We start from the raw sequence: 25,280 nt of genomic DNA on the forward strand, positions 1-25,280 counted from the left end.
CACGATGCATTTGCTGCGCACCACGCCAGGCGGCTTCGTCGACGATACGCAGGGCGTCGTCCGGATCGACCAGCAGCCGGCCGACATCGTGATCCTGAGCTCGGCCGACACGACACTGTCGCTGCTCGCGAGCGTCGTACCGCACCTGCCGGCCGGCTTCCCGAGCGTGCGGCTCGCGAACGTCACGTTCCTGCGGCAGCCGGCGTCGGTCGATTTCTACGTCGACGACGTGCTGCGGCACGCGAAGTCGGTCGTGATCGATCATCTCGGCGGCGAGGCGTACTGGCCGTACGGGATCGAGCAGGCCGTGTCGCTCGCGTCGAAGCGCAGGCAGCAGCTCGCGATGTTCTCGGGCGACCTGCAGGAAGACCCGAACCTCGTCGCGAAGAGCACCGTCGCGCCCGAGCTGTGCCGGCTGTGGTGGCGCTATCTGCGTGAAGGCGGCGTGCACAACGCCGAGGCGCTGCTGCGCAGCATTGCATTCCACACACTCGGGTTCGGCGACGAACCCGAACTGCCGCGCCCGCTGCCCGCCGCCGCGCTGTATCACCCGGCGCGCGACCGCGCGAGCGTCGACGACTGGCGGCCGCGCTGGACGCCCGGCGCGCCCGTCGTCGCGATCCTGTTCTATCGCGCGCACTGGCAGGCCGCGAACACGGCCGTGTTCGACGCGCTGGCCGATGCGCTCATCGAGGAAGGGCTGAATCCGCTGCCGATCGCGGTCACGTCGCTGAAGGACGCGGTGAGCCGCGAAGTCATCACGCAGCTCTGCGACACGCACGAGGTCGCGCTCGTGCTGAACACGACCGCGTTCGCGGCCGGCGCGATCGACCGCCCCGAACACGACGTGCTCGCCGGTGACGCACCGGTATTGCAGGTGATCCTGTCCGGCGGCAATCGCGACGCGTGGGTGGCCGACAACCAGGGCCTGCATGCGCGCGATATCGCAATGCATATCGCGCTGCCCGAGGTCGACGGCCGCATCGTCACGCGCGCGGTGAGCTTCAAGGGGCTCGCGTACCGCTGCCCGCACACCGAGGTCGACGTCGTGCGCTACCAGCCGGACGCCGAGCGGATCGCGTTCGTCGCGGCGCTCGCGCGCGGCTGGTGCCGGCTGCGCACGCTCGACAATGCCGACAAGCGCGTCGCGCTGATTCTCGCGAACTATCCGCAAAGCGAAGGGCGGATCGGCAACGGCGTCGGGCTCGACACGCCGGCGTCCGCGCTGCGCGTGCTCGCGGCGCTGCGCGACGCGGGCTATGCGGTGGCCGACCTGCCGCCCGACGGCGACGCGCTGATCGCGCGGCTCACCGAAGGCGTGACCAACGACGCAGCCGTGCATGCGCTGCGTCCCGCATTCCAGAGCTTCCCGCTGGCCGACTATGTCGCGCGTTTCGCGCGGCTGCCGGCCGCCGTGCGCGACGCGCTGAACGAACGCTGGGGCCCGCCCGAGGCCGACCCGACACTGCGGCAAGGACGTTTCACGATCGCCGGCTGGCGCGCGGGCAACGTGTTCGTCGGCATCCAGCCGTCGCGCTCACGCGGCGAGAACGACTACGCGAGCTACCACGACGCGGATCTCGTGCCGCCGCATGCGTATCTCGCGTTCTATTTCTGGCTGCGCGACGCGTATCGCATCGACGCGGTCATCCATCTCGGCAAGCACGGCAACCTCGAATGGCTGCCGGGCAAGAGCGTCGCGCTGTCCGATGCGTGCTGGCCCGACCTGACGCTCGGGCCGCTGCCGCACCTCTATCCGTTCATCGTCAACGATCCGGGCGAGGGCAGCCAGGCGAAGCGCCGCGCGCAGGCCGTGATCATCGATCACCTGATGCCGCCGCTCACGCGTGCGGAAAACTACGGCCCGCTGCAGGATCTCGAGCGGCAGGTCGACGAATACTACGAAGCGCTGATGGTCGATGCGCGGCGCGCGAAGCTGCTGCGCAAGACGATCCTCGCAACGATCGCCGAGCACCGGCTGCATGACGAGCTGAGCGTATCGCCGCCGCGCGACGCGGGCGACGAGGATGCGCTGCTCACGCGCGTCGACGCATGGCTGTGCGAACTGAAGGAAGCGCAGATTCGCGACGGGCTGCATGTGTTCGGGGTATCGCCTGCCGAGCGTCAGCGCCGCGACACGCTGCTCGCGCTCGCGCGCTTTCCGGCCGGCGACGGCAAGGGCGCACGGGCAGGATTGATCGGCGCGCTCGCGCGCGATCTCGGGCTCGGCGATGATTTCGATCCGCTCGCGGCCGACTGGGCCGCGCCGTGGGCCGGGCCGCGCCCGGCGATCCTGCAGGCGAGCGACGCATCGCCGTGGCGCCATGCGGGCGATACGCGCGAACGGCTCGAGCGGCTCGCTCAGCAATGGCTGGACGGGCTGTGTGCAGCCGACGGCGGCAACGCGGGCACCGATGCGACGCCCCCCGGCGACTGGCCGCACACGCTCGCCGTGATCGAGCGCGTCCGCGCAACGCTGCTGCCCGCACTCGACGCGTGCGGCGGCGAGGAAATGCGTCAGCTGCTGCGCGGGCTCGACGGCCGCTTCGTGCCGCCGGGGCCGAGCGGCTCGCCGTCGCGTGGCCGCCCCGACGTGCTGCCGACCGGCCGCAATTTCTACTCGGTCGACACGCGCGCGGTGCCGACCCAGGCCGCGTGGACGCTCGGCCTGAAATCCGCGCAGCAACTGATCGAGCGCCATCTGCAGGATCACGGCGACTATCCGCGTGCGATCGGCCTGTCCGTCTGGGGCACCGCGACGATGCGCACGGGCGGCGACGACATCGCGCAGGCGTTCGCGCTGCTCGGCGTGCGGCCGAAATGGGCGCACGGCAGCCACCGCGTGACCGACTTCGAGATCCTGCCGATCGAGATCTTCGACCGGCCGCGCATCGACGTCACGCTGCGCGTGTCGGGCTTCTTCCGCGATGCGTTCCCGAACCTGATGCACCTGTTCGACGCGGCCGTGCAGGCAGTGGCCGCACTCGACGAGCCCGAGACGCTGAACCCGATCCGCGCGCGCATCGAGCGCGAACACGCGAAATGGGTCACGCAGGGCGTGGCACCGGACGAAGCGCGGCGCCGCGCCGGCTGGCGCGTATTCGGCGCGCGGCCGGGCAGCTACGGCGCGGGCCTGCAGGACCTGATCGACCAGCGCCGCTGGCAGAGCGACGCCGATCTCGCCGATGCATACCGCCAGTGGGGCGGCCATGCGTATGCGCAGAACAGCGCGGGCGATGCCGCGGCCGACGTGTTCGGCGAGCGGCTCGCAACGATCGACGTCGTCGTGCAGAACCAGGACAGCCGCGAGCACGACATCCTCGATTCGAACGACTACTACCAGTTCCAGGGCGGGATGACGGCGGCCGTGCGGCACCTGTCCGGGCAGCAGCCGAGCATCTACCACGGCGATCACGCCAACCCGGTCGCGCCGAAGATGCGCACGCTGCGCGAGGAGATCGCACGCGTGATCCGCTCGCGCGTCGTCAACCCGAAATGGCTCGACGGCGTGAAGCGCCACGGCTACAAGGGCGCGGCCGAGATGGCGGCGACCGTCGACTACCTGTACGGCTATGACGCGACCGCGCGCGTGCTGTCGGACCACCAGTACGCGCTCGTGGCCGACGCGTACCTGTTCGACGATGCCACCCGCGCGTTCCTCGAACGGCACAACCCGAAGGCGCTGCACGGCATCTGCGAACGCTTCGTCGAGGCGATGCAGCGCGGGCTGTGGCAGCAGCCGGGCGACTATCGCGAGCGGATCGAAGCGGTCTGGCTCGCGAGCGAACAACTCCAGGAAGGGGGACGGCGATGACCGATCCGACGACGCACCGCGCGCGCGCGGTTTTTCCGTTTGCGGCGCTCGTCGCGCAGGACGCGTTGCAGCAGGCGCTGCTGCTCGCCGCGATCGACCCGTCGCTGGGCGGCGTGCTCGTGAGCGGGCCGCGCGGCACCGCGAAATCGACCGCGGCGCGCGGCCTCGCGGAGCTGTTGCCTGAAGGGCAGTTCGTCACGCTGCCGCTGTCGGCGAGCGACGAGCAGGTGACGGGTACGCTCGATCTCGCGCATGCACTCGCCGAAAGCGGCGTGCGTTTCCGGCCGGGGCTGCTCGCGAGGGCGCATCTCGGCGTGCTGTATGTCGACGAAGTGAACCTGCTCGCCGACGGGCTCGTCGATACGCTGCTCGACGTCGCCGCGAGCGGCGTGAATATCGTCGAGCGCGATGGCGTGTCGCACGCGCACGATGCGCGCTTCGTGCTGGTCGGCACGATGAATCCCGAGGAGGGCGAGCTGCGGCCGCAACTGCTCGATCGATTCGGGCTGATGGTCGAACTGGAGAACTGCTTCGACGCCATGCAGCGCGAGCGGATCGTGAAGGCGCGGCTTGCATTCGATCTCGATCCGGACGCGTTCCGCGCACGTCATGCCTCTGCACAACGCGAACTCGGCGACCGGATTCACGCGGCACGCGCCCGGCTCGCGGCACTCGATTTCGACGACGCAGTCCATGCACGCGTCAGCGCGCTGTGCATCGACGCGGCCGTCGACGGGCTGCGTGCCGATCTCGTGATGCTGCGCGCCGCGCGCGCACTGGCCGCGCTGGAGCAGGCCGATGCGGTGACGGTGTCGCATGTGGCGCGTGTGGCCGAGGCGGTTCTTCGGCATCGGCGCCATGCGGGCTCGCCGCCATCGCCCAGTTCGTCGCAACAAAACAGCGAACGCGACGGTCGCGCTCCGCCCGATGCACGCGAGCACCCCGACGATCGATCGGGCGCGGCGAAGGACGATGCCGCGGCAGCTCAGGGCGATTGGGGCTACCTGCCGCCCGAGCCGGCCGGGCTGCACGACGTGAAAGGCGTGGTGCCGCTACCGCTAAAAAAACGCTGAGCCATCGAGCCGGCGCTGCCGCGAACGCCGTTCGCGGTCCTCGATGGCAATCAGGCGCAGCCGCGCGCGTGCCGGGTACGGCACGCACCGGCACGGCCGTGGCGTGGCCGGCAACGCTCGCCGCGAAACGCGGCGGCCTGCTGCATCGCGGCCATCTGCGTTTCCGGAAACGTGCCGGCACGCCGCACGCACTGCATTGCTTCGTGCTCGACTGCTCGGCGTCGATGCTGTCGCACGAGCGGCTCGCATTGGCGAAGGGGCTGATCGTTGCGTATTTCGACCAGGCCGCGCGCGACCGTGTCGAAACCGCGCTGATCTGCTTCGGCGGCAACGGCGCCGCGCGGCGCTTCGGCCCGGCCGTGCCGCGCTGGTGGAATGCTCGCTGGCTCGAACCGGTCGAGGGCGGCGGCGGCACGCCGCTCGCGGACGGCATCGCGGCCGCCGCACAGCTGCTCGCGCGCGCGGCGCGGCGCGAGCCCGGCAAGCAGCGCTGGCTGTGGGTGCTGTCCGACGGGCGCACGCGCGAGACGCCCGCGAAACCCGCGGCGGCCGATCACATCGTGTTCGTCGACTTCGACGATGCGGCCGTACGGATCGGGCAGGGCGCGCGGCTGGCCGCGGCGTGGGGCGCGCAGTGGGTAACGGCCGACGCGTTGTGCACGGGCCGCGCCGGCTGATGGCCGGCCGGCGGTGCGCTATGATCGCCGCTTCTGCTTCAACCCATTGGAAAAACCCGCCATGCAAGTACTGGTCGATGCCGACGCGTGTCCCGCCGTCATCAAGGACATGCTGTTTCGCGCCGCGCGTCGTGCCGAAATCGGCGTGACGCTGGTCGCGAACCAGTTTCTGCGCACACCGCCGTCGCCGTTCATCAAGGCGGTGCAGGTGCCGGCCGGCTTCGACGTGGCCGATGCGCGCATCGTCGAGCTGGCGGAAGCGGGTGACCTCGTGATCACCGCCGACATCCCGCTGGCCGCCGCCGTGCTCGACAAGGGTGCGCATGCGCTCGACCCGCGCGGCAACTGGTTCAGCCGCGAGAACATCGAGGAACGCCTGTCGACGCGCGCGATGATGGATCAGTTGCGCAGCACCGGGATCGACACCGGCGGGCCGGCGCCGTTCAGCGCGCGCGACGGCAAGGCGTTTGCCTCGCAGCTCGACCGTTTCCTGGCGCGGCACGGCAAGCCTTGAGTTCGCGTTGCGACGGTTGCGCGTCGTGACCCTCCTGCGTGGGGCAGCACCCGCACGCGCCACGTGCCATATCGTCGGGGCCGAATCGAGTCGCGCCCATCGCCCAGGCCGGAGTGCAGATTTGTGCCGACGCTGCTATCGTGGCGCAAACCACAACACAGGAGCGCACGCGTGTCACCGACCCAACTTCTCGTCCCGACCTTCACCCAGATGCTGCGTGCGCAGAGCGCATGGCTCGACAAGGCTGTCGCACACCGGCAAGCCGCGGGCGACGCGCCCGATGCGGCGATGACGCTGAAGCTGGCGCCCGACATGTATCCGCTTGCGGCGCAGGTGCGCTTCTCGTGCTTCCAGGCGATGGAGCCCGTCCATCGCCTGCGTCGCGAACCGGTGCCGGCTGCGCTGCTGGCATTGCGCGAGGCAGGATGGAACGCGGATGCGCAGCCCGGCACGCTCGCCGACGCGCAGGCGATCATCGCCGGCACGCTCGCCTTTCTCGATGAACTCGCGCCGGATGCGCTCGACGGCGGTGCCGCGCTGCCGATCGCGCTCGAGTTGCCGAACGGCGTCGCGTTCGACATGACGGGCGAACAGTACGCGCGCGACTGGGCGCTGCCGCAGTTCTACTTCCACGCGATCGCCGCGTACGCGATCCTGCGCCACCACGGCGTCGAACTCGGCAAGGCCGACTACGTGCCGCACATGCTCGCGTACGTCCGGCCGGGCACGATTCCGCAAGGGTGAGCAGTCGGGCGTCGGGCAACCGCGAAGCGACATGACGCGGGCACTCTTCATCTGCAGCCGCAACCGGCTGCGCAGCCCGACGGCCGAAGCGGTATTCGCCGCGTGGCCGGACGTCGAAACCGACTCCGCGGGCCTCGCGCCCGACGCGGACACGCGCCTGTCCGCCGAGCAGCTCGACTGGGCCGACGTCGTGTTCGTGATGGAGCGTGCGCACAAGGCGAGGCTGGCGGCGCAATTCGGCGCGCATCTGCGGCACAAGAAGCTTGTGTGCCTCGACATTCCCGACCGCTACGCGTACATGCAGCCCGAACTCGTCACGCTGCTCGAACGCAAGGCCGGCCCGTTCCTGCGCGCGTGACCGGCGCGGGCGATGCCGACGTCAGCGCAACCGGCCGTTCGCGATCGCCGAAAAACAGTCGAGACGCAGCAGTTCGATGATCTTGCGCGTCGGCACACTTGCACGAAGCGTGTCGAGCCGGTCGACGGTGAACCACTTGCAGCGGGCGATCTCGTTGCTCGCGCGCGGCGTCAGGTGCGCCGGCACGTCGGCCACGAACACGTGATGGAGCTTCGTCAGCCCGCCGAACTGCACCGCGTAGTCGAGCGCGAGCCCCTCCAGCCGCGTTTCCTCGGCGAGTTCCCGAAGTGCGGCATCGAGCGGCGTTTCGCCACGCCGGATCGTGCCGCCCGGCAGCGACCAGCGCGATGCGGCGCGGGCGACCAGCAGCACGCTGCTGCGCTGGCGGCACACGATCGTGGCGCGTTCCTTGATGACGGCGAGAGTGTCCGGCCCGGTACTCATGTTCGGTAAAACGGGTGCTGGATCGTGGAGAAAATGCGCGTCGACGGCTCGCTACCCGGCAGCGGGCCGCGACGGCGTACAGGCAGCCGCAGCGATCTTACCGGCCGTTCATGACAGTTCCGTGCACGGCGCCGGACTACGCGTGCGTATAGATCCCGCTGCGCGCCGGCTTCGCGTGGCGTGGCTGCCGGCGCTTGTGAACGGCGCGCCGATGGTGGCGCGGCGGCGGCGTCGCGTGCCGGTGCGCGGGCCGTGCGGTCGGCGCCGCGCCCGGCATCCCGGTCTGTCCTTCGCCGAAGTGGAACGTCTGGGTTTGCGCATGACCGACGCCCAGCGTCGACGCCAGCACGAAGGCTGCCAGCAGCATCCGTTTCATGAATGATCCGCCCGATTTTTTGAGATGAAGATTGCCCGCCAGCTTAGCGAAAGGCGGGGCGCTACCGCAACCGGCCCGCGTTCGGTGTCGCCCCCACTTGCGCCCGGCGGCGTCTTCCGCTCGGCTTCAGGGTGCCGCCGGGGTTGACAACATAATTCCTGAGTGTGAATATAAATTCACGCACAAGAATTATTCAGCGAATCCGGAAGGTCGCGCCGCAGGCGCCGGGCCGCCGGAACCGGCAGTCCGATCAACCGGAACCAGGAGCGGGACGCATGGCGGAACACGAGCAGCAGGGCGCGCTGGCGGGATTGCGCATCATCGATCTGTCGCGGGTGCTGGGCGGCCCGTATGCGACGCAGATCCTGGCCGATCACGGCGCGGAGGTGATCAAGGTCGAACCGCCGTCCGGCGACGAAACGCGCACGTGGGGCCCGCCGTTCGACGGCGATACGGCGTCGTACTTCCTCGGCGTGAACCGCAACAAGCTCGGCATCGCGCTCGACCTGACGCAACCGGCCGACCGCGAGCGGCTGCTCGGCCTGCTCGAACATGCGGACGCCATCGTCGAGAACTTCAAGATCGGCACGATGGAGCGCTGGGGGCTCGGCTTCGACGCGCTGCATGCGCGGTTTCCGCGTCTCGTCCATTGCCGCGTGTCGGGCTTCGGCGCGGACGGTCCGCTCGGCGGGCTGCCCGGCTACGATGCGGCCGTGCAGGCGCTCGCGGGGCTGATGAGCGTCAATGGCGAAGCCGGCGGTGCGCCGCTGCGGGTCGGCGTGCCGATCGTCGATCTCGTCACCGGGCTGAACGCGGCGCTCGGCGTGCTGATGGCGCTGCGCGAGCGCGACGCGAGCGGCCGCGGCCAGTTCGTCGAATCGACGCTGTTCGACTGTGCGCTGTCGATCCTGCATCCGCATACGCCGAACTTCTTCCATTCGGGCAAAGCGCCCGTGCGCACCGGCAACGCGCATCCGAACATCACGCCGTATGACAGCTTTCCGACGGCGGGCGTCGACATCTTTCTCGCAGTCGGCAACAACGGGCAATTCGCGGCGCTGTGCGACGTGCTCGGCACGCGCGACTGGCTCGACGATCCGCGTTTCGCGGACAACCGCGCACGCAGCGCGAATCGCGCCGCACTGCGCACGCTGCTCGAAACGGCGCTGGCCGGACACGACGGCGCGGCGCTCGCCGAGCAGCTGATGCGCCGCGGCGTGCCGTGCGCGCCGGTGCTCGGGCTCGATGCGGCGCTCGATCATCCGCATGTCGCGCACCGGGAGATGAAGGTCGAGCTGGGCCGGCATCGCGGCATCGCGTCGCCGATCAAGCTCGGCCGCACGCCGGCTACCTACCGGCGGCCGCCGCCCGCGCTGAACGAACACGCGACGCAGGTGTTCGCCGACTCCGACGCCAACGATCACGATCACGACACACGCCGGGACTGACCGGCAGCGCGGCCGCCGGCCGTGCCGCACGACCATTCGAACACCACGCCGGGCCCCGCACGGGCGCACCGGCTGAAGAGGAGACGCATCATGCTTGCATGGATCGGCGCGATCGCCATCGTCGCGCTGTTCGGCCTGATCATCACGAAGCGGCTGTCGCCGCTCGTCGCACTGATCGTCGTGCCGGTGGCCGCGTCGCTCGCGGCCGGTTTCGGGCTGGCGACCGGCAAGTTCATCGTGCACGGCGTACAGAACATCGGCCCGATCGCCGGGATGTTCGTTTTTGCGATTTTTTTTTTCGGAATCCTCACCGATGCGGGGATGCTCGACCCGATCATCGCGGGCGTGCTGCGCGTGATCGGCTGCCATCCGCCACGCATCGTGATGGGCTCGGCGCTGCTCGCGCTGCTGATCCATCTCGACGGCTCGGGCGCCGTCACGTTTCTCGTCACGCTGCCCGCGATGATGCCGCTCTATACCCGGCTCGGGATGGATCGCCGCATCCTCGCGTGCGTCGCGTCGATGGCGGCCGGCGTCAATTTCCTGCCGTGGGTCGGGCCGATGCTGCGCGCGTCGGCGGCGCTGCACATTCCCGGTTCCGCGATCTTCATGCCGATGATTCCGGTGCAGATCGTCGGGCTCGTGTTCGTGTTCGGCACCGCGTACGTGCTCGGCGTGCGCGAGGCGAAACGGCTCGGGCTCGATCGTGCCGGTGCGGCATCGCTTGCGATTGCGCCGCGTGTGCTGACCGATGCCGAACGCGCGTTGCGCCGGCCGGAACGCTTCCGGATCAACCTCGTGCTGACGCTCGTCGTGCTCGTCACGCTCGTGTCGGGCATCGTCGACCCGATGGTGATGTTCATGCTCGGCACGGTCGCCGCGCTCGTGATCAACTACCCGGACGTGCAGGCCCAGCGCGAGCGGATCGACGCGCATGCGAAGGCCGCGCTGATGATGGCGAGCGTGCTGCTCGCGGCTGGCACGTTCACCGGCATCATGTCCGGCACCGGGATGCTGAAGGCGATGGCGGAAGTGGTCGTCGCGCACGTGCCGGTCGAGCACGCGCGCCACATGCCGTTCGTGCTCGGGCTGCTGTCGATGCCGCTCAGCCTGCTGTTCGATCCCGATTCGTTCTACTTCGGCGTGCTGCCGGTGCTCGCGGAAAGCGCGAAGCTGCTGGGCGTGCCGCCGATCCAGATGGCGCAAGCCGCGCTGCTCGGCCAGATGACGACAGGCTTCCCGGTGAGCCCGCTCACGCCCGCGACGTTCCTGATCGTCGGCCTGACCGGCGTCGAGCTCGCCGAGCACCAGAAATTCACGATTCCGTTCCTGTTCACCGCCACGGTGCTGATGGTGTTCGCCGCCGTGATCGTGGGCGTGTTTCCGCTGTGAGCACCCGAGATCGGCCGCTTCGTGCCAACGCTGCGCGCGGGCAATCCCGCCACGGGACGTTCTTTGGAGCGGAAAACTCGGCGCCGCCTGGCGTTTTCTTGAGAGCGGCGCGACCGCTCACCTTTTTCCGGGAGAGCAATCCATGCAGTTCGACCTGACCGATGACCAGCGCGCGATCGAAAGCGCGATCGAGAAAATCTGCGCACGCTTCGGCGACGACTACTGGCTCGAACGCGATCGCTCGGGCGGCTTTCCGGACGATTTTCACGCGGCGCTTGCCGAGGCCGGCTGGCTCGGTATCGCGATGGACCCGGCCCATGGCGGGGCGGGGCTCGGGATGACCGAGGCCGCGCTGATGATGCGCACGATCAGCGCATCGGGCGCCGGCCTGTCCGGCGCGTCGGCCGTCCACATGAACATCTTCGGGCTGAACCCGGTGCAGGTATTCGGCAACGACGCGCAGAAGGCGCGCTTCCTGCCGCCGCTGATCGCCGGGCGCGACAAGGCATGTTTCGCGGTGACGGAACCCGACGCGGGCCTCGACACCACGCACCTGAGCACGCAGGCACGCCGCGACGGCGACCACTACGTGCTGAGCGGGCGCAAGATCTGGATCTCGACCGCACAGGTGGCGAACAAGATGCTGATCATCGCGCGCACGACGCCGCTCGACCAGGTCGCGAAGCCGACCGACGGGCTGAGCCTGTTCTATACGGATCTCGACCGCTCGCGCGTCGAGGTGCGCGAGATCGAGAAGATGGGCCGCAAGGCGGTCGATTCGAACATGCTGTTCATCGACAACCTGCGCGTGCCGGAAAGCGACCTGATCGGCAACGAAGGCGACGGCTTCCGCTACCTGCTGCACGGGCTGAATCCCGAACGGATCCTGATCGCGGCAGAGGCGATCGGGCTCGGGCAGGCCGCGCTGCGCCGCGCGACGCAGTACGCGTGCGAGCGCGTCGTGTTCGGCCGACCGATCGGGCAGAACCAGTCGATCCAGCATCCGCTCGCGCAGGCGTGGATGCAGCTCGAGGCCGCGTGGCTGATGGTGATGAAGGCCGCGACGCGCTACGACGCAGGGCAGTCGTGCGGCGCGGAGGCCAATGCCGCGAAATACCTCGGCGCGGAAGCCGCGTTCCAGGCGTGCCAGACGGCGGTCGCGACGCACGGCGGGATGGGCTATGCGAAGGAATACCATGTGGAGCGCTACCTGCGCGAGTGTATGATTCCGAGGCTCGCGCCCGTGAGCCCGCAACTGATCCTGTGCTACATCGCGGAGAAGGTGCTCGGGCTGCCGAAGTCGTATTGACCGTACCGCCCCGGCAGCCGGCCCGGTGCGCGGTTTCCCGTTCCGATTCAAGCGCTCGTCATGGACGTCAAACTCGTTGCCCGCACGCTCGACCTGTTCGAGCTGTTCGCCGCCGAACGGCGGCCGCTGCCGCTCACCGAACTCGCGCGCCTGCTCAATGTGCCGGCGTCGAGCTGCCTCGCGATGGCGCGCACGCTCGTGAGTCGCGGCTACCTGTACGAAGTGCGCAAGCGCGGCGGCTACTACCCGACGCGCCGCCTGCAGACGATCGCCGCCGCGATCGACGCGACCGATCCGGTCGTCGACATCGTCCGTCCGCATCTCGTCGCGCTGCGCGACGCAAGCCGCGAGACGGCCGTGCTCGGCAAGATCCAGGGCATGTCGGTCACGTATCTCGACGTCGTCGAATCGGAGCAGGCGATCCGCTATACGCGCCAGCCGGGCGAGCTGCGCCCGCTGCATGCGAACTCGATCGGCAAGGCGATTTTCGCGGAACTGGCCGGCGACGCGCAGCAGGCGCTCGGCGCGCAGTTGCCGTTCGAGCGCTTCACCGACGCCACGGTGGCGGACCTGCCCGCGCTCGTCGCGCAAACCGCCCGGTTTCGCGAACTCGGCTGGGCCGAGAACTTCGGCGAGAGCGCGCCCGAGCTGTCGGCGATCGCGGTCGCGCTGACGCTCGACGGCGACTGGTACGGGCTGTCGGTCGTCGGTCCGACCGAGCGGATCCGCCAGCATCGCGACACGCATGCGGCGCTGCTCGTCGACGCGAAGGCCAGGCTGCTGGCCGAGCACGCGCGCGGCTGACGGCGGGCAGGGCGCGCAGGCCAGCGGTCCAGCGGTCCAGCGGTCCAGCGGGCCGTCCGCCGGCGATCGGGCAGCGATCGCCGCGAACGGCCTCCGATGCGCGGGCCTAGCGACGGCCGGTACGCGGCATCACGACTTCACCCACACACCGCCCGCACTCGGGTTGTCGCCTTGCGTCCACCATTTCGCGCAGTATTTCGCGCCCTGGTACATCACGCAGGTGCCGCCCGAATACGCGGTGGTTGCCGACCACGTGGCCGTTCCGCCGCCGACCGGCTTCCACACGGCGGCCTGGCCGGGCACGTCGCCCTGCGTCCACCATTGCGCCTGGTACGTCGTGCCCTGGTAAGTGACCGTCGCGCCGGCCGTATAGACCTGCCCGGCCGCCCAGGGCGCACCCGGCTGCGGCGTGCCGCCGTCCGAGCCGCCGCCGTAGTTCGGGTCCTGCGTGACGCCGGCGCCCCACTTGCCGTCGAGCTGCTTGAAGATCGTCGCGAACGCGTACGGCTGCTGCGCGACGCCCGAGCAGGTCGGCGACGCATACGTGCCGCCGGACGGGCACGCCTGATCGCGGCCCACCGACCAGTTGCCGAAGAAGCCGTAGCCGTTGCTGACCGCGGTGTTCAGCACGCTTTGCGCATTCGCGAGCGTGAAGGTTTCGCCCTGCACGTCGTTCACGCCGATCATCGGCGTCACGCCCACCATCTGCCAGAGTTGGGCATTGGTTTTCGGCTGGCCCGCCGACTTGAAGGCCGTATCGAGTTGCGAGTAGAGCGCCTGCGCGGCACTGATCGCGGCAGCGCCCATGTCGATGTTCGCGGGGCCGTAGTCCATCGCCATCACGTTCACCGCGTCGAACGCGGCCTTGTTCGCGATCGCCGCGTTGACGACGTTCAGGCCGTCCTGCGTGAGCCCGGTCGGCATCGTCGGCAGCGTCAGCGTGACGTGCAGCGGCTTGCCTTTCGCCGCATAGCTCGCCTGCAGCTGCGAGACCGCCTGGAAGTTGCGCGCGACCGCGGCCGTGTCCAGCTGCGACGCGCCCTCGATGTCGAAGTCGATGTGCGTGAGGCCGTACGTGTCGATCACGGTCTGGTACGCGCTCGCCAGCGCGGGGACGGTCGAGCACGCCTGCATCAGCGGGGTGCCGTTCGCGCCGCCGAACGACACGGCGACTTCGCCGCCTTTCGCGCGATAGCTCGCGATCGACGTCGACAGCGCGGTCAGCAGGCCGCCGCTCGCGCCGTTGCCGATCGCCTGCACGCCGCCCCACGACGGCGTACAGCCGCTGCCCGCGACCACGAACGCGAGCGTGAACTGCTGGATGCCTTGCCGGACGCCGATCTGGTCGACGAGCGGCGTCGGATAGAGCGTCACGTCGACATAGGGTGCATAGACGCCGGCGCCCTGGGACACGCTCGCCACGGCGAGCAGGCAACCCGCCGCAAAGGCGCGCGGGATGAAACGCGGCAACACATTGTTGTTCATCGTGTTCTCCAAGTGGAAGAGGGATACGCTGGCCCGCGTATCGCCGCCGGTCGTGCGACCGGGCATGCCCGACCGGCGGCGTGCCCATCTTGGAGGATTCGCATCGAATAGTGAATGGTCAGGAGTTCTTTTTGTTATTTGATTCCCGATACGTAACGATCTTGCCGATTCGACACGGTTTCGGAACGCGTGACGCGGGTGATTTTCCCGATCGATCGCACGAGGCCCGACGCGCGTCGCGCGCGACGCATCATGCCGATGCCGGCTGCGCCAGCGAGCGTGCCAGTGCGACGAAGCGCTCGACGCATGCGGACGCAAACGGCTCGTTCCACGACACGATCTGCTCGACCGCGCGTGTGCCGGCGAGCGGCACGTAGACGACGCCCGGACGCTGCAGCGTCGCCGTGAAGCCCGGCACGATCGCGATGCCGCGCTCGGCGGCCACCAGCGAGACGAGCGTCGTGATCTGCGCCGCGGTCGCGCCGATCCGCGGCACGAACCCGGCTTGCGCGCACAGGTCGTCCAGTGCCGCAGTCAATGCCGAGCCGTAACCGGGCGGAAAGGTGACGAAGGTCGCGTTCGCAAGCTCCGCGACGTCGATGATTGCACGGCCCGCGAGCGGATCGCCGGCCGGCACGGCCGCGACGAGCGGTTCGCGCGACACGACGAGCGATGCAACCGGCACGCCCGGCGCACCGTCCCACGCCCAGCCGAAGCCGATGTCCATCGTGCCGTCCGCGATCTGCTGGCGCTGGCTGGCAGTTGCGGCCTCGCGGAACGCGAGCTCGACGTCGGGCATCGTCCGGCTCGCGACACGGATGACGTCCGGGAACGTGTCGGACATCGGAATCGAACTCGCATAGCCGATCACGATCCGCCCGGCGATGCCTTGCGCGATCTTGCGCGCGCTCGCCTCGGCCTCGGCAGCCGCGTTGACGACGTGGCGCGCGTGTTCGAGAAACGCGGCGCCGTCCGGCGTCAGCCGCACCGCACGCGTCGAACGCTCGAACAGCCGGACGCCGAGCTCGCTTTCCAGCGCGGCGATATGGCGCGTCAGCGGCGGCTGCGCGACCCGCAGGCGCAACGCCGCGCGGCCGAAGTGCAGTTCGTCGGCGACGACCACGAAATAGCGGAGGCGGCGCAGGTCGAGCATTGTTGTCGTTCCGGTATCAATCGCAATGAAAACGGTATTGGCGTGCACGCGGCGCGCTCGGCAGACTGTCGGCATCGACGACCAGGCAGCTCCGATGAACGACAGGACCACGCGTATCGCGTTCTTTCTCTGCGGCTTCGCCGCGTTTCTCAATCTGTATTCGACGCAGGGCATCCTGCACGAACTCGCGTCCACGTTCGGCGTCAGCGCGGAGCGCGCGGGGCAGGGTGTGAGCGCAACCACGACGGCCGTCGCCATTATCGCGCCGTTCGTCGGCGTGCTGGCCGCGCGCATCGAGCGGCGCGTCGCGATCTCGCTCGCGGCGGCGGCCGTCGCGCTGCCGGTCGTGTGGTCCGCGCATGCCACCGGTTTCGCGTCGTTTCTCGGCGCGCGCTTTGCAGCCGGTCTCGTCATGCCGTTCGTCTTCGCGCTGTCGATCGCCTATATCGCCGAGCGCTTCGATCGCGGCACGTCGGCCGAGATCAGCGCGCTGTTCGTCGCCGGCACGACGCTCGGCGGTTTCGCCGGCCGCTTCGCGACCAACCTGATGACGTCGATGTGGGGCTGGCGGCATGCGCTCGACGTCGTCGCGGCACTGTGTCTCGTCACGGGTGTCGCGATTTACGCGAGCCTGCCTGCGTCCGGCGCGATCGCGCCGCGCGTCGAACAGGATGCGCAGACGGGTGCGGGGCCGCCCTGGCGCATCGTCACGCGCGGCCCGCTGCTCGCGTCGTTCGCGATCGGCGCGTGCGTGCTCGCGTCGCAGGTCGCCACGTTCACGTTCGTCGGCCTGCGCCTTGCCCGCGCACCGTTCGGCTTCGGCACGGTCGGGATCGGCGCGATCTATGCGGTGTTTCTGGTGGCCGTGGTCGTGACGCCGCTGGCAGGGCGCCTCGCGCGGCATCGCGGCCCGCGCGCACCGGGCCTTGCCGCAGCCGCGCTCGCGATCGCCGGGGCGCTGCTGACGCTGTCCGACAGCGTGCCGGTGATCCTGGCCGGCCTCGCGCTCAGCTCGACCGCCGTGTTCGTCGAACAGGCGTCGGCCAACACGTTCATCTCGCAGGCGGCGTCGAGCGCGCGCTCGACGGCGATCGGCATCTACCTGTCCTGCTATTACTTCGGCGGCAGCCTCGGCTCGATCCTGCCGGTGCCCGGCTGGCATCGGTGGGGTTGGGCCGGCTGCGTCGCGTTCGTGGTCGCGGCGCAGGCCATCGTCGGCGTGCTCGTGTACCGGTTCTGGCGAGCCGGCGGCGCGGCCGGCCCCGCGCATGCCGACCCGCGCAGCGTCACGCCGGCGCGATAACCGGGCTCAGCGATACCAGCGCGGCGTATAGACCCACTCGCGTCCGTTGCCGATCGCGAAGCGCCGCGTCGTCGACGAGCCGACGATCACCATCGTGCGCATGTCGACCTGGTCGCTGCGCAGCGCGCCGAGCGTCGTCGTCGCGAGCGTCGCACCGGGCCGGCCGATGTCGCGGCCGAGCACGACCACCGTATCGGCCGTGCGGTGCGCGCGTACGACGTCGAGCGCACGATCGAGCTGCCACGGCCGCGCACGCGAGATCGGGTTGTAGAACGCCATCACGAGATCGGCCTGCGCCGCGTGCCGCAGGCGCGTCTCGATCACGTCCCACGGCTTCAGGTTGTCCGACAGCGAAATCGCGCAGAAGTCGTGACCGAGCGGCGCGCCGGCTTGAGCTGCCGTCGCGAGCGACGCCGAGATGCCGGGCTCCACGCGCAGGTCGACCGCGGCCCACTGCGGGTCGCGCGCTTCGTCGAGCGCCTCGAGCACGGCGGCAGCCATTGCGAACACGCCGGGGTCGCCCGACGACACGACCGCGACGCGCCGGCCCTCGGCCGCGAGCTCGAACGCGTGGCGCGCGCGCTGCATCTCCTCGCGATTGTCGGTGCCGTGCACGCGCTGGTCGTCGCGGAACGGGCCGGCCATGTTCACGTAGGTCGTATAGCCGAGGATGTCGGTCGCTTCCGCGAGCGCGGCGCGCGCGGCCGGCGTGAGCCACGCGGCGCCGCCCGGGCCGAGGCCGAGCACCGTCAGGCGGCCGCGTGCGCGGCCGAGCGTGGCGGGATCGACCGGATGCGACGCGACCGCGCACGCGATGCCGTTCGTCGTTGCGCGCAGCGTGTGCACGACGCGCAGCGCGCGGTCGAGCAGGGCGGTCGCATCGGTTGGTGCGTCGCCGTCGGCATCGACATCGACCTCGACGAAACGCAGCGGCACGTCGAGTGTTTGTGCCGCTTCCTCGAGCACGGCATCACCGATTGCCGATGCAGGCGCAACGATGGCCGCGAGCGCCAGCCGTGCGAGACCTTGCGCATCGAGCGCGGCGTCGATGCGCGCAGCGAGCGCTTCATCCGCGTGGACAGCGTGCGCATCGACGCCTACCACCACGCTGCGCGGATGAATCACGAGTTCGTCGCGCGTGCCGCGCCATGCATCGGGTGTCACGCGGATCGCGTGGGCGGCCGCGTCGTCGCGCGGCAGCGCGACGTCGTCGAGCCACGGCGCCGCGCCGTCGACGCGCGTCGACGCGCCCGCGAGCAGGTCGGACACGAAGCGCTTGCCCTGGGCGAGATCGGCAAGCGCATAGCCTTCCGGCGGATTGAGCACGCATGCGCCGAAGCGCAGTTCGCCGCTCGTCGTGATCGCCGGCGCGACGCCGACGCATGCGGCGATTTCGCGCGCGATCACGTTGACGCCCGTCAGCCCGCCGAGCAGCGGCACGACCGCCGAACCGTCTTCCGCAACCGCGAGCACGGGCGGCTCGACGCCCTTGTCGGCAAGCGCGGGGGCGATGCAGCGGATCACGATGCCGGCCGCGCACAGCGCGACGATCGGCAGGCCGCGTGCATAGAGTTCGCGCAGGTGCGTGCCGAGATCGTCGAACGGCACGTCGGCCGCGACGCGCGATGCGAGGCCATGCACGAGCGCACCCGGATAGCGCGCCTGGATGCGCCGCGCGGTATCGAGCGCGCCCGCGCCGAGAATCACGATCGCGGGCGGAGTCGTCATCCTTGCCATTTTTCCCCCGGCACGACGAGCAGCGAGAAATACGGCGACGCCATCGGGTCGACTTCGTCGAGCGGCACGATGCGCTGGCTCGCCATCGTCGCGCGCTCGACATACAGCGCGCGCTTCGCGAGCCCCAGCTCGTCGAGCACGCGCCGCACCTTGTCGAAATTGCGGCCGAGCTTCATCACGACGGCTGCGTCGGCCTGCGCGAGCCGCGTGCGCAATTCGTGCTCGGGCAGCACGCCCGACAGCACCGACAGGCTCTGGTTGCGATAGACGAGCGGCTGGCCGAGCACGGCCGTGCCGCCGAGCATCGCGCATACGCCGGGGACGACCTCGGTGTCGTAGCGCGGCGCGAGGCGGTCGTGCAGGTACATGTACGAGCCGTAGAAGAACGGGTCGCCTTCGCAGATCACCGCGACGTCACGCCCCGCGTCGAGGTGATTGGCGACGACCTCGGCGGCCGTGTCGTAGAAGTCGGCGATCACCGTCTCGTAGCAGAGCGGCGGCGGCAGCGCCTCGGTCGTCACCGGATAGACGAGCGGCAGTTGCGTCTGCCCGTCCTGCAGGTGCGCTTCGACGATGCCGTATGCATTGCCTTTCTTGCCTTTCGCGACGAAATACGCGACCACGGGCGCGGCCTGCAGCACACGCAGCGCCTTGATCGTCATCAGTTCGGGATCGCCGGGGCCGACGCCGACCCCGAACAGGCGTCCGCGCGCGGTCGTCATTCGACCTCCGTCGCGAGCGCATTGACCGCCGCAGCCGCCATCGCGCTGCCGCCGCGCCGGCCGAGCAGCGCAACGTACGGCACGCCGCGGCTGTCGGCATCGAGCAGCGCCTTCGATTCGGCCGCGCCGATGAAGCCGACCGGGAAGCCGAGGATCAGCGCGGGGCGCGGCGCGCCGGCGTCGATCATGTCGAGCAGGTGGAATAGCGCGGTCGGCGCATTGCCGATCACGACGACGCTGCCGGCGAGGTGCGGACGCCACAGTTCGAGTGCGGCGGCCGAACGCGTGTTGCCGAGATGCCGGGCGAGATCGGGCACCTCGGGCTCGCCGAGCGTGCAGATCACGCGATTGTCGGCCGGCAGCCGGGCGCGCGTGATGCCTTCCGCGACCATCCGCGCGTCGCACAGGATCGGCGCGCCGGCCGCGAGCGCCGTACGGCCCGCGGTGCCGGCACCGGCCGAGAAGCGCAGATCGTAGACGACATCGACCATCCCGCACGCATGGATCACGCGCACCGCGAGCTTCTCGAGATCGGGCGGAACCTGCGACAGGTCGGCCTCGGTGCGGATCGTCGCGAACGACTGGCGGTAGATTTCCTGCCCGTCGCGAATGTAGTCAAGCATCGGTGGTGTCCTGGCTGTGCCGCGCGCCCGTCAGTCGGGCCGCGGCCTGGTCAATCGTGAGATGGCGCGCGAGCGGGGCGCCGAGGCCCGCGGCGGCGTCGCGCCGGTAAAGGTCGTAATGCGCGGGCGCAACCGCGACGAGCGTGTGCGTCGCGGGATGCGGCAGCGCGCAGTGGCGCTCGCAGCCGGTCAGGTGCACGTCGACCGCGTGGCCGATGCGCGCGGCGAGCGCGAGTGCGTCGTGCTTGGTGTCGGCGCGCGCTTTCGCGCAGCCCGCGCTGCCGGTACACGCGACGAGCGCCGCCAGCGGGTCGGACGATGCGCAGACGAGCCCGAGCGACGCGAGCGCATCGAGCGTGGCCGGTGCGTGTTCGTGCGATACGTGATGCAGGAACACGCCTTGCCACGGCGTCATCGACAGCGTGCCGTCGCCATCGGTTTCGGCCAGCGCGGCGAGTCGATCCAGTTGCGTTGCATCGAGCCGGCCGAGCGCGAATTGCGCGCCGACGTTGCAGCGCGCCGCATCGCGCGACGGGCGCACGCCGAAACGCAGCGCCGGGTCGGTGCGCGTGCGGCGCCAGCCGGCGAGCGCCGGATCGGTTGCAAGCGGGAAGGGCAGGTATTGCTGCGCGCGTTCGAGCAGTGCGCGTTCGCCGCAGGTTGCGAGCAGCGCGCGCATTCGCGTGACGTCGGCCGGCGCACGATCGAGGAACGCGAGCAGCAGCGCGCGAACCAGCGCGGCAGCTTGATCGGGCGCGACATCGACCGAAGCGGGCGGGTCGCCGTGCGCGACCGGCGGGCAGCCGGCCAGCCCGGCCGCGAGGCGCACCGCGCCGTCGCCGCGACGCCAGGCGGCCAGCCAGATGTCGTGCGGATGGTCGAGCGCCGCAACCGATTCGCCGCCGTCGAGCTGGATCGAGAATTTCGGCGACAGCTCGCCGCGGCGTGGCTCGCGCGCCAGCATGTCGAGGAGCGGCGCGGCGAGCGCGCGGCTGTCGACGAGCGCGGCAGGGTCGTGGCCGGCGAGCGGGCTGAGCATCAGATTGCGGACGTCGTCGCTCGCGGCGAGCGCGGCCGTATCGGCGCTGGCGTCCGCAGTTGCATCGACGGGCGGGCCGAGACCCGCGTCGAGCAACGCGCGCGTCAGCGCGTCGGCCGCGCCGTCGCGAATGCCGCGTAACTGGAGATTCGCGCGATTGGTCGCGTCGATCGCGCCGGAGCCGAACGCACGCGCGGCGGCGGCGATCGCACGCGCCTGGCGCGCATCGAGCCGGCCGCCCGGCAGCTTGATCCGGCACAGTCCGCCATCGGCGGCCGCGACCACGCGCACGAGCCCCGGGCAGGCCGACGGGCGCACGATGGGCGACGCAGGAATCGAATCGGGAGCGGAACTCAACGGGGTACCGGGACAGTGTCGCGCCGCGGCCAACGCATCGGTACACCCCGCCCGACGCCGACTGGCACGCACGCACTTTCTGGCCGGCAGGTCTCCTGGCTGACAGGTCGGCGCCGGCTCCCGGCCTTCCCGGTGGAACCAGTGGCATGAGGGGGAGATCGGCTCGCTGTCTACAGTTGCGGGGGCAGCCACAGCGGCGCGTGGCGCGCCCTGTGTTCCCTCTTCGGCCCCGAAGGGCACCGGCGAACGAACGGCCGTAGGATACCCGATTTTCGCAACGATCCGGCATCGGCGATGCGTCGCACAACCGCGTCGCAGCACGGCCGCAGCCGCTTTTGAGCTATCTCGCAAATGGTACGATTGGCGGCTCGACACCCGATCGGCGACCGCCGGCATCCGCTATGAAACTCGCCAGGACGGAGTTGTTCGGCATGGGCATCGCGCTGGGCCTGCTGGCCATCCCGGCCTGGATGCTGCTCGCGTGCATACTGATCCCGCTTGCACCGTCGGCCGAGTGGCCGAAGAATGTCGGGCTCGCCGGCCTTGGCGTGCCGATCGTGGCGGGCGGCACGTTCCTGTACAGGAAACGCGGGGGGCGGCCGCTCATGTGGCTGCTGCTCGGCTGGCTGCTGATCGCATCGATCGGCGGCATGTATCTGGCCTTGCTGACCTTTGTCGTCGGCGTGCCGCTCGGCTGATGTCGTGGCCGTATCGCCCTGGCGGGCAGGCGACGCGTACGGCACATGAACGAATCAACGCGCAGCGGCCTGGCCGCCGCGCATCGCAACAAACGGGATGAAATCGAACGATGGGGAAGGGTGCATGACGGCGTGGCTGACGGTAGTGGGCATCGGCGACGACGGTTACGCGGGGCTCGGGCGCCGCGCGCGCCGCGCGCTGCTCGACGCGACGCTCGTCGTCGGCGCGAAGCGGCATCTCGACATGCTGCCCGCGCGGCTGCCGGCCGCGCGCGAAACGTGGCCGTCGCCGTTCGATCTCGCGGGCGTGCTCGCGCGTCGCGCGTCGCCCGTCTGCGTGCTCGCCAGCGGCGACCCGATGCTGTTCGGCGTCGGCGCCACGCTCGCGCGCCAGCTTTCCTCCGACGAATGGCGCGTGTTGCCTGCGCCGTCGTCGCTGTCGCTCGCGGCCGCGCGCCTCGGCTGGGCGCTGCAGGATGTCGGCGCGGTCTCGCTCGTCGGCCGTCCGCTTGCGACGCTCGTGCGTCACCTGCTGCCCGGCCGCCGCCTGTTCGTGCTGAGCGCCGACGGCCGGACGCCGGCTGCCGTCGCGGCCGAACTCGTCGCGCGCGGCTTCGGGCCGACGCGCATCAGCGTGTTCGAACATCTGGGCGGCCCGCTCGAGCGGCGTCTCGATGGGCTTGCGCAGGACTGGCGCGTCGACGAAACGGCCGCGCTCAATCTGGTTGCGCTCGATTGCCAGGCCGGCCCCGACGCGCCGCGCCGCGCGCTCACGCCCGGCTTGCCCGATGATGCGTACCGTCACGACGGCCAGCTCACCAAACGCGACCTGCGCGCGATGACCCTCGCGCGCCTTGCGCCCGTGCCCGGCGAGCTGCTGTGGGACGTCGGCGCCGGCAGCGGCTCGATCGGCATCGAATGGATGCGCGCGCATCCGTCATGCCAGGCGATCGCGATCGAAGCGCATGCGGAGCGGCAGCGCTTCATCGAGCACAATCGCGACGCGCTCGGCGTGCCGGGCCTGCAGCTCGTCGCGGGCCGCGCCCCCGATGCGCTCGCGGGGCTCGCCGCGCCCGACGCGATCTTCATCGGCGGCGGAGCGACCGCGCCCGGCGTGCTCGACGCCTGCTGGACATCGCTGAAGCCCGGCGGCCGGCTGGTCGCGAACGCGGTCACGCTGCAGGGCGAGATGGCGCTCGCCGCGTGGCGCGATGCGCATGGCGGCACGCTGACGCGCGTGTCGCTCGCACACGCCGAGCCGCTCGGCCGCTTCGATGCGTGGCGACAGCCGTTGCCGGTCACGCTGTACGACGTGCGCAAGCCCGAAACGGCGGGCATGGCCGGCACGACCACATCGTCGGCCACGACGCACACAACGGACGCGTGATGCGCGACGAGACCCCCGAACACCCCGCGCCGCTACGCTTCGGCTACACGACCGGCAGCTGCGCGACCGCGACGTCGCTCGCCGCCGCGCGGCTGCTGCTCGCGGGCCAGGCGGACGACGCGGTCGAGATCGTGCTGCCGAAGGGGCAGCGCGTGATGATGCGGCTCGAGTTCTGCCGGGCCACGGCCGACGGTGCGGAAGCCGGTACGATCAAGGATGCCGGCGACGATCCGGACGTCACGCACGGCGCGCTGATCTTCGCGCGTGTCGCGCTCGCGGCGGCGCCCGGCGCGCGGTTTCATGCGGGGCCGGGCGTCGGCACGGTCACGCGCGCGGGGCTGACGCTGCCGGTCGGCGAACCGGCGATCAACCCGGTGCCGCGCCAGATGATGACGACGCACCTGGAAGCGCTGGCGGCCGAACATGGCTATGCGGGCGGCTTCGACGTGACGATCGGCGTCGAAGGCGGTGAAGCGCTCGCGCTGAAGACGATGAACCCGCGCCTCGGCATCGTCGGCGGTTTGTCGATCCTCGGCACGACCGGCATCGTGCGGCCGTTCTCGTGCTCGGCCTATATCGCGTCGATTCATCAGGGCATCGACGTCGCGCGCGCGAACGGCATCGCGCATATCGCCGCATGCACGGGCAACGCAAGCGAGGACGCGATGCGCACGCACTACGGCCTGCCCGACATGGCGCTGATCGAGATGGGCGATTTCGCGGGCGCGGTGCTCAAGCACCTGCGGCGTGCGCCGGTCGCGCGGCTGTCGATGTGCGGCGGCTTCGGCAAGCTGAGCAAGCTCGCGGCCGGCCATCTCGACCTGCACAGCCGCCATTCGAGCATCGACCTGCCGCTGCTCGCGCAATGGGCGGCCGAGGCCGGTGCGAGCGAGGCACTGCAGGCCGCGATGCGCGCCGCGAACACGAGCCAGGAAGCATTGAAGCTCGCGCACGCCGACGGCGTGCCGCTCGGCGATCTCGTCTGCGCGCACGCGCTGCGCGTCGCGCGCGACATCGTGCCGCCGTCGGTGGCCGTCGAGATGTTCGCGATCGACCGGCAGGGCCGCTTCGTCGGGGAGGCGCGATGAGCGCGCGCATCCTGCTGCTTGGCGGCACCGGCGATGCGTTGAAAATCGCACGCGCGCTCGGGCCCCGTCACGTCTACAGCCTGGCCGGCCTCGGCAAGGTACCCGACGACCTGCGCTGCGACGTTCGCGTCGGCGGCTTCGGCGGCGCTGCCGGGCTGGCCGCGTATCTGCGCAGTGCCGGCATCGGCCTCGTGATCGACGCGACGCATCCGTATGCCGCGCAAATCAGCGCGAATGCAGCAACCGCGGCGCATGAAGCGGGCGTGCCGCTGTGGGCGCTGCGCCGCGCGCCGTGGTCGCCGCAACCCGGCGACGACTGGCGCATGGTCGACGACTGGGCCGGCATCGAAGCCGCGCTCGCGCCGTTCAAGCGGCCGCTGTTCACGCTCGGCCGCGAACCGCTCGCGCATCTCGATGCGATCCCGCCGCACCAGTTCTGGCTCGTGCGCTGCCTCGACGCGCATCCCGGCAACGCGCGTGCGCAGATCGTCGCCGCGCGCGGGCCGTTCACGCTCGATGGCGAGCGCGCGCTGTTCGCGCTGATGGGCGTCGACGTCGTCGTCAGCAAGAACAGCGGTGGCGCGGCGACCGAAGCCAAGCTCGACGTCGCGCGCGAACGCAGGCTGCCGGTCGTGATGCTGCGCCGGCCGCCGCTGCCCGACGCCGACCGCGCGTTCGATTCGGCCGCGGCGCTCATCGACGCGCTCGATCCGGCCGCGCGCGCATGACGCCGCG

At 70.4% G+C, this 25,280-nt stretch carries 23 protein-coding genes and 1 riboswitch; of the genes, 15 read left to right on the plus strand and 8 right to left on the minus strand.

The window, feature by feature from the left end; genetic code table 11:
- The first annotated feature begins 4 nt into the window (after nt 1-4).
- The 6 genes from cobN (at nt 5) to B7G54_RS10400 (ending at nt 7,180) form a co-directional block, all read left to right on the plus strand.
- On the plus strand, nt 5-3,814 hold the full coding sequence (gene cobN, locus B7G54_RS10375) for a cobaltochelatase subunit CobN (protein ID WP_085039013.1): 3,810 nt from the start codon (nt 5-7) through the stop codon (nt 3,812-3,814).
- Nucleotides 3,811-4,887, plus strand: a complete 1,077-nt coding sequence (locus B7G54_RS10380) for a magnesium chelatase ATPase subunit I (protein ID WP_085039014.1) — start codon at nt 3,811-3,813, stop codon at nt 4,885-4,887. Before cobN ends, B7G54_RS10380 begins: the two co-directional genes overlap by 4 nt.
- A 68-nt stretch (nt 4,888-4,955) precedes the next feature.
- On the plus strand, nt 4,956-5,564 hold the full coding sequence (locus B7G54_RS10385) for a vWA domain-containing protein (protein ID WP_085039015.1): 609 nt from the start codon (nt 4,956-4,958) through the stop codon (nt 5,562-5,564).
- Nucleotides 5,565-5,625: 61 nt separating this feature from the next.
- Complete coding sequence (locus B7G54_RS10390; protein WP_085039016.1) at nt 5,626-6,078, plus strand: YaiI/YqxD family protein; 453 nt, start codon at nt 5,626-5,628, stop codon at nt 6,076-6,078.
- A 171-nt stretch (nt 6,079-6,249) separates the two neighbouring features.
- Nucleotides 6,250-6,822: a DUF1993 domain-containing protein gene (locus B7G54_RS10395; protein ID WP_085039017.1), complete on the plus strand. Its 573-nt coding sequence runs from the start codon at nt 6,250-6,252 to the stop codon at nt 6,820-6,822.
- A gap of 31 nt (nt 6,823-6,853) precedes the next feature.
- Entirely contained in the window at nt 6,854-7,180 is a 327-nt protein-coding gene (locus B7G54_RS10400) for a low molecular weight protein tyrosine phosphatase family protein (RefSeq protein ID WP_085039018.1), read from the plus strand.
- A 21-nt stretch (nt 7,181-7,201) separates the two neighbouring features.
- Here B7G54_RS10400 and B7G54_RS10405 read toward each other — a convergent pair whose 3' ends face one another.
- Nucleotides 7,202-7,624: an NUDIX hydrolase gene (locus tag B7G54_RS10405; protein ID WP_085039019.1), complete on the minus strand. Its 423-nt coding sequence runs from the start codon at nt 7,622-7,624 to the stop codon at nt 7,202-7,204.
- A gap of 136 nt (nt 7,625-7,760) precedes the next feature.
- The gene (locus tag B7G54_RS10410) at nt 7,761-8,000 is read right to left on the minus strand and encodes a hypothetical protein (protein ID WP_085039020.1); all 240 of its coding nucleotides are present in this window, start codon (nt 7,998-8,000) and stop codon (nt 7,761-7,763) included.
- Between the two features lie 275 nt (nt 8,001-8,275).
- On the opposite strand from B7G54_RS10410, the gene B7G54_RS10415 reads away from it, so the two are divergent.
- From B7G54_RS10415 to B7G54_RS10430, 4 genes are all read left to right on the plus strand, one after another.
- A complete protein-coding gene (locus B7G54_RS10415) occupies nt 8,276-9,448 on the plus strand; it encodes a CaiB/BaiF CoA transferase family protein (RefSeq protein WP_085039021.1) in 1,173 nt (390 codons plus the stop codon).
- Nucleotides 9,449-9,538: 90 nt separating this feature from the next.
- Nucleotides 9,539-10,840, plus strand: coding sequence for a CitMHS family transporter (locus B7G54_RS10420; protein WP_085039022.1), 1,302 nt, complete (start codon nt 9,539-9,541; stop codon nt 10,838-10,840).
- A 142-nt stretch (nt 10,841-10,982) separates the two neighbouring features.
- Nucleotides 10,983-12,149 (plus strand): acyl-CoA dehydrogenase family protein, encoded by a 1,167-nt coding sequence (locus tag B7G54_RS10425; RefSeq protein ID WP_085039023.1) that lies wholly within the window; start codon nt 10,983-10,985, stop codon nt 12,147-12,149.
- 60 nt (nt 12,150-12,209) lie between these two features.
- Nucleotides 12,210-12,953, plus strand: coding sequence for an IclR family transcriptional regulator (locus B7G54_RS10430; RefSeq protein ID WP_085039024.1), 744 nt, complete (start codon nt 12,210-12,212; stop codon nt 12,951-12,953).
- A 129-nt stretch (nt 12,954-13,082) separates the two neighbouring features.
- Here B7G54_RS10430 and B7G54_RS10435 read toward each other — a convergent pair whose 3' ends face one another.
- Both B7G54_RS10435 and B7G54_RS10440 read right to left on the minus strand, forming a co-directional pair.
- The gene (locus B7G54_RS10435; protein ID WP_085039196.1) at nt 13,083-14,438 is read right to left on the minus strand and encodes a chitinase; all 1,356 of its coding nucleotides are present in this window, start codon (nt 14,436-14,438) and stop codon (nt 13,083-13,085) included.
- 250 nt (nt 14,439-14,688) lie between these two features.
- On the minus strand, nt 14,689-15,591 hold the full coding sequence (locus B7G54_RS10440) for a LysR substrate-binding domain-containing protein (RefSeq protein WP_085039025.1): 903 nt from the start codon (nt 15,589-15,591) through the stop codon (nt 14,689-14,691).
- Between the two features lie 94 nt (nt 15,592-15,685).
- On the opposite strand from B7G54_RS10440, the gene B7G54_RS10445 reads away from it, so the two are divergent.
- On the plus strand, nt 15,686-16,894 hold the full coding sequence (locus B7G54_RS10445; protein WP_085039026.1) for an MFS transporter: 1,209 nt from the start codon (nt 15,686-15,688) through the stop codon (nt 16,892-16,894).
- 6 nt (nt 16,895-16,900) lie between these two features.
- On the opposite strand, the gene cobJ is transcribed toward B7G54_RS10445, so the two are convergent.
- From cobJ to cobG, 4 genes are read right to left on the minus strand one after another with little or no spacing between them, the layout of a single operon-like run.
- Nucleotides 16,901-18,622 (minus strand): precorrin-3B C(17)-methyltransferase, encoded by a 1,722-nt coding sequence (gene cobJ, locus B7G54_RS10450; RefSeq protein WP_085039027.1) that lies wholly within the window; start codon nt 18,620-18,622, stop codon nt 16,901-16,903.
- Nucleotides 18,619-19,353 carry a precorrin-2 C(20)-methyltransferase gene (locus tag B7G54_RS10455; RefSeq protein WP_085039028.1) on the minus strand — a complete coding sequence of 245 codons (735 nt, stop codon included), beginning with the start codon at nt 19,351-19,353 and terminating at the stop codon, nt 18,619-18,621. Before B7G54_RS10455 ends, cobJ begins: the two co-directional genes overlap by 4 nt.
- A complete protein-coding gene (locus B7G54_RS10460; RefSeq protein WP_085039029.1) occupies nt 19,350-19,976 on the minus strand; it encodes a precorrin-8X methylmutase in 627 nt (208 codons plus the stop codon). The genes B7G54_RS10455 and B7G54_RS10460 overlap by 4 nt, the downstream gene beginning before the upstream one ends.
- The gene (cobG, locus tag B7G54_RS10465; RefSeq protein WP_279628067.1) at nt 19,969-21,333 is read right to left on the minus strand and encodes a precorrin-3B synthase; all 1,365 of its coding nucleotides are present in this window, start codon (nt 21,331-21,333) and stop codon (nt 19,969-19,971) included. Before cobG ends, B7G54_RS10460 begins: the two co-directional genes overlap by 8 nt.
- Before the next feature lie 107 nt (nt 21,334-21,440).
- Nucleotides 21,441-21,631: riboswitch (cobalamin riboswitch) on the minus strand.
- A 172-nt stretch (nt 21,632-21,803) separates the two neighbouring features.
- Between cobG and B7G54_RS10470 the strand changes: the two genes are divergently transcribed.
- The 4 genes from B7G54_RS10470 (at nt 21,804) to B7G54_RS10485 (ending at nt 25,273) form a co-directional block, all read left to right on the plus strand.
- Nucleotides 21,804-22,070, plus strand: a complete 267-nt coding sequence (locus B7G54_RS10470; protein ID WP_085039031.1) for a hypothetical protein — start codon at nt 21,804-21,806, stop codon at nt 22,068-22,070.
- 124 nt (nt 22,071-22,194) lie between these two features.
- Nucleotides 22,195-23,457 carry a precorrin-6y C5,15-methyltransferase (decarboxylating) subunit CbiE gene (cbiE, locus tag B7G54_RS10475; protein ID WP_085039032.1) on the plus strand — a complete coding sequence of 421 codons (1,263 nt, stop codon included), beginning with the start codon at nt 22,195-22,197 and terminating at the stop codon, nt 23,455-23,457.
- A complete protein-coding gene (locus B7G54_RS10480; protein ID WP_085039033.1) occupies nt 23,457-24,545 on the plus strand; it encodes a cobalt-precorrin-5B (C(1))-methyltransferase in 1,089 nt (362 codons plus the stop codon). The genes cbiE and B7G54_RS10480 overlap by 1 nt, the downstream gene beginning before the upstream one ends.
- Entirely contained in the window at nt 24,542-25,273 is a 732-nt protein-coding gene (locus B7G54_RS10485) for a cobalt-precorrin-6A reductase (RefSeq protein ID WP_085039034.1), read from the plus strand. The genes B7G54_RS10480 and B7G54_RS10485 overlap by 4 nt, the downstream gene beginning before the upstream one ends.
- The last annotated feature ends 7 nt before the right edge of the window (nt 25,274-25,280 follow it).

The organism is Burkholderia puraquae, assembly GCF_002099195.1.
Lineage (GTDB): Bacteria > Pseudomonadota > Gammaproteobacteria > Burkholderiales > Burkholderiaceae > Burkholderia > Burkholderia puraquae.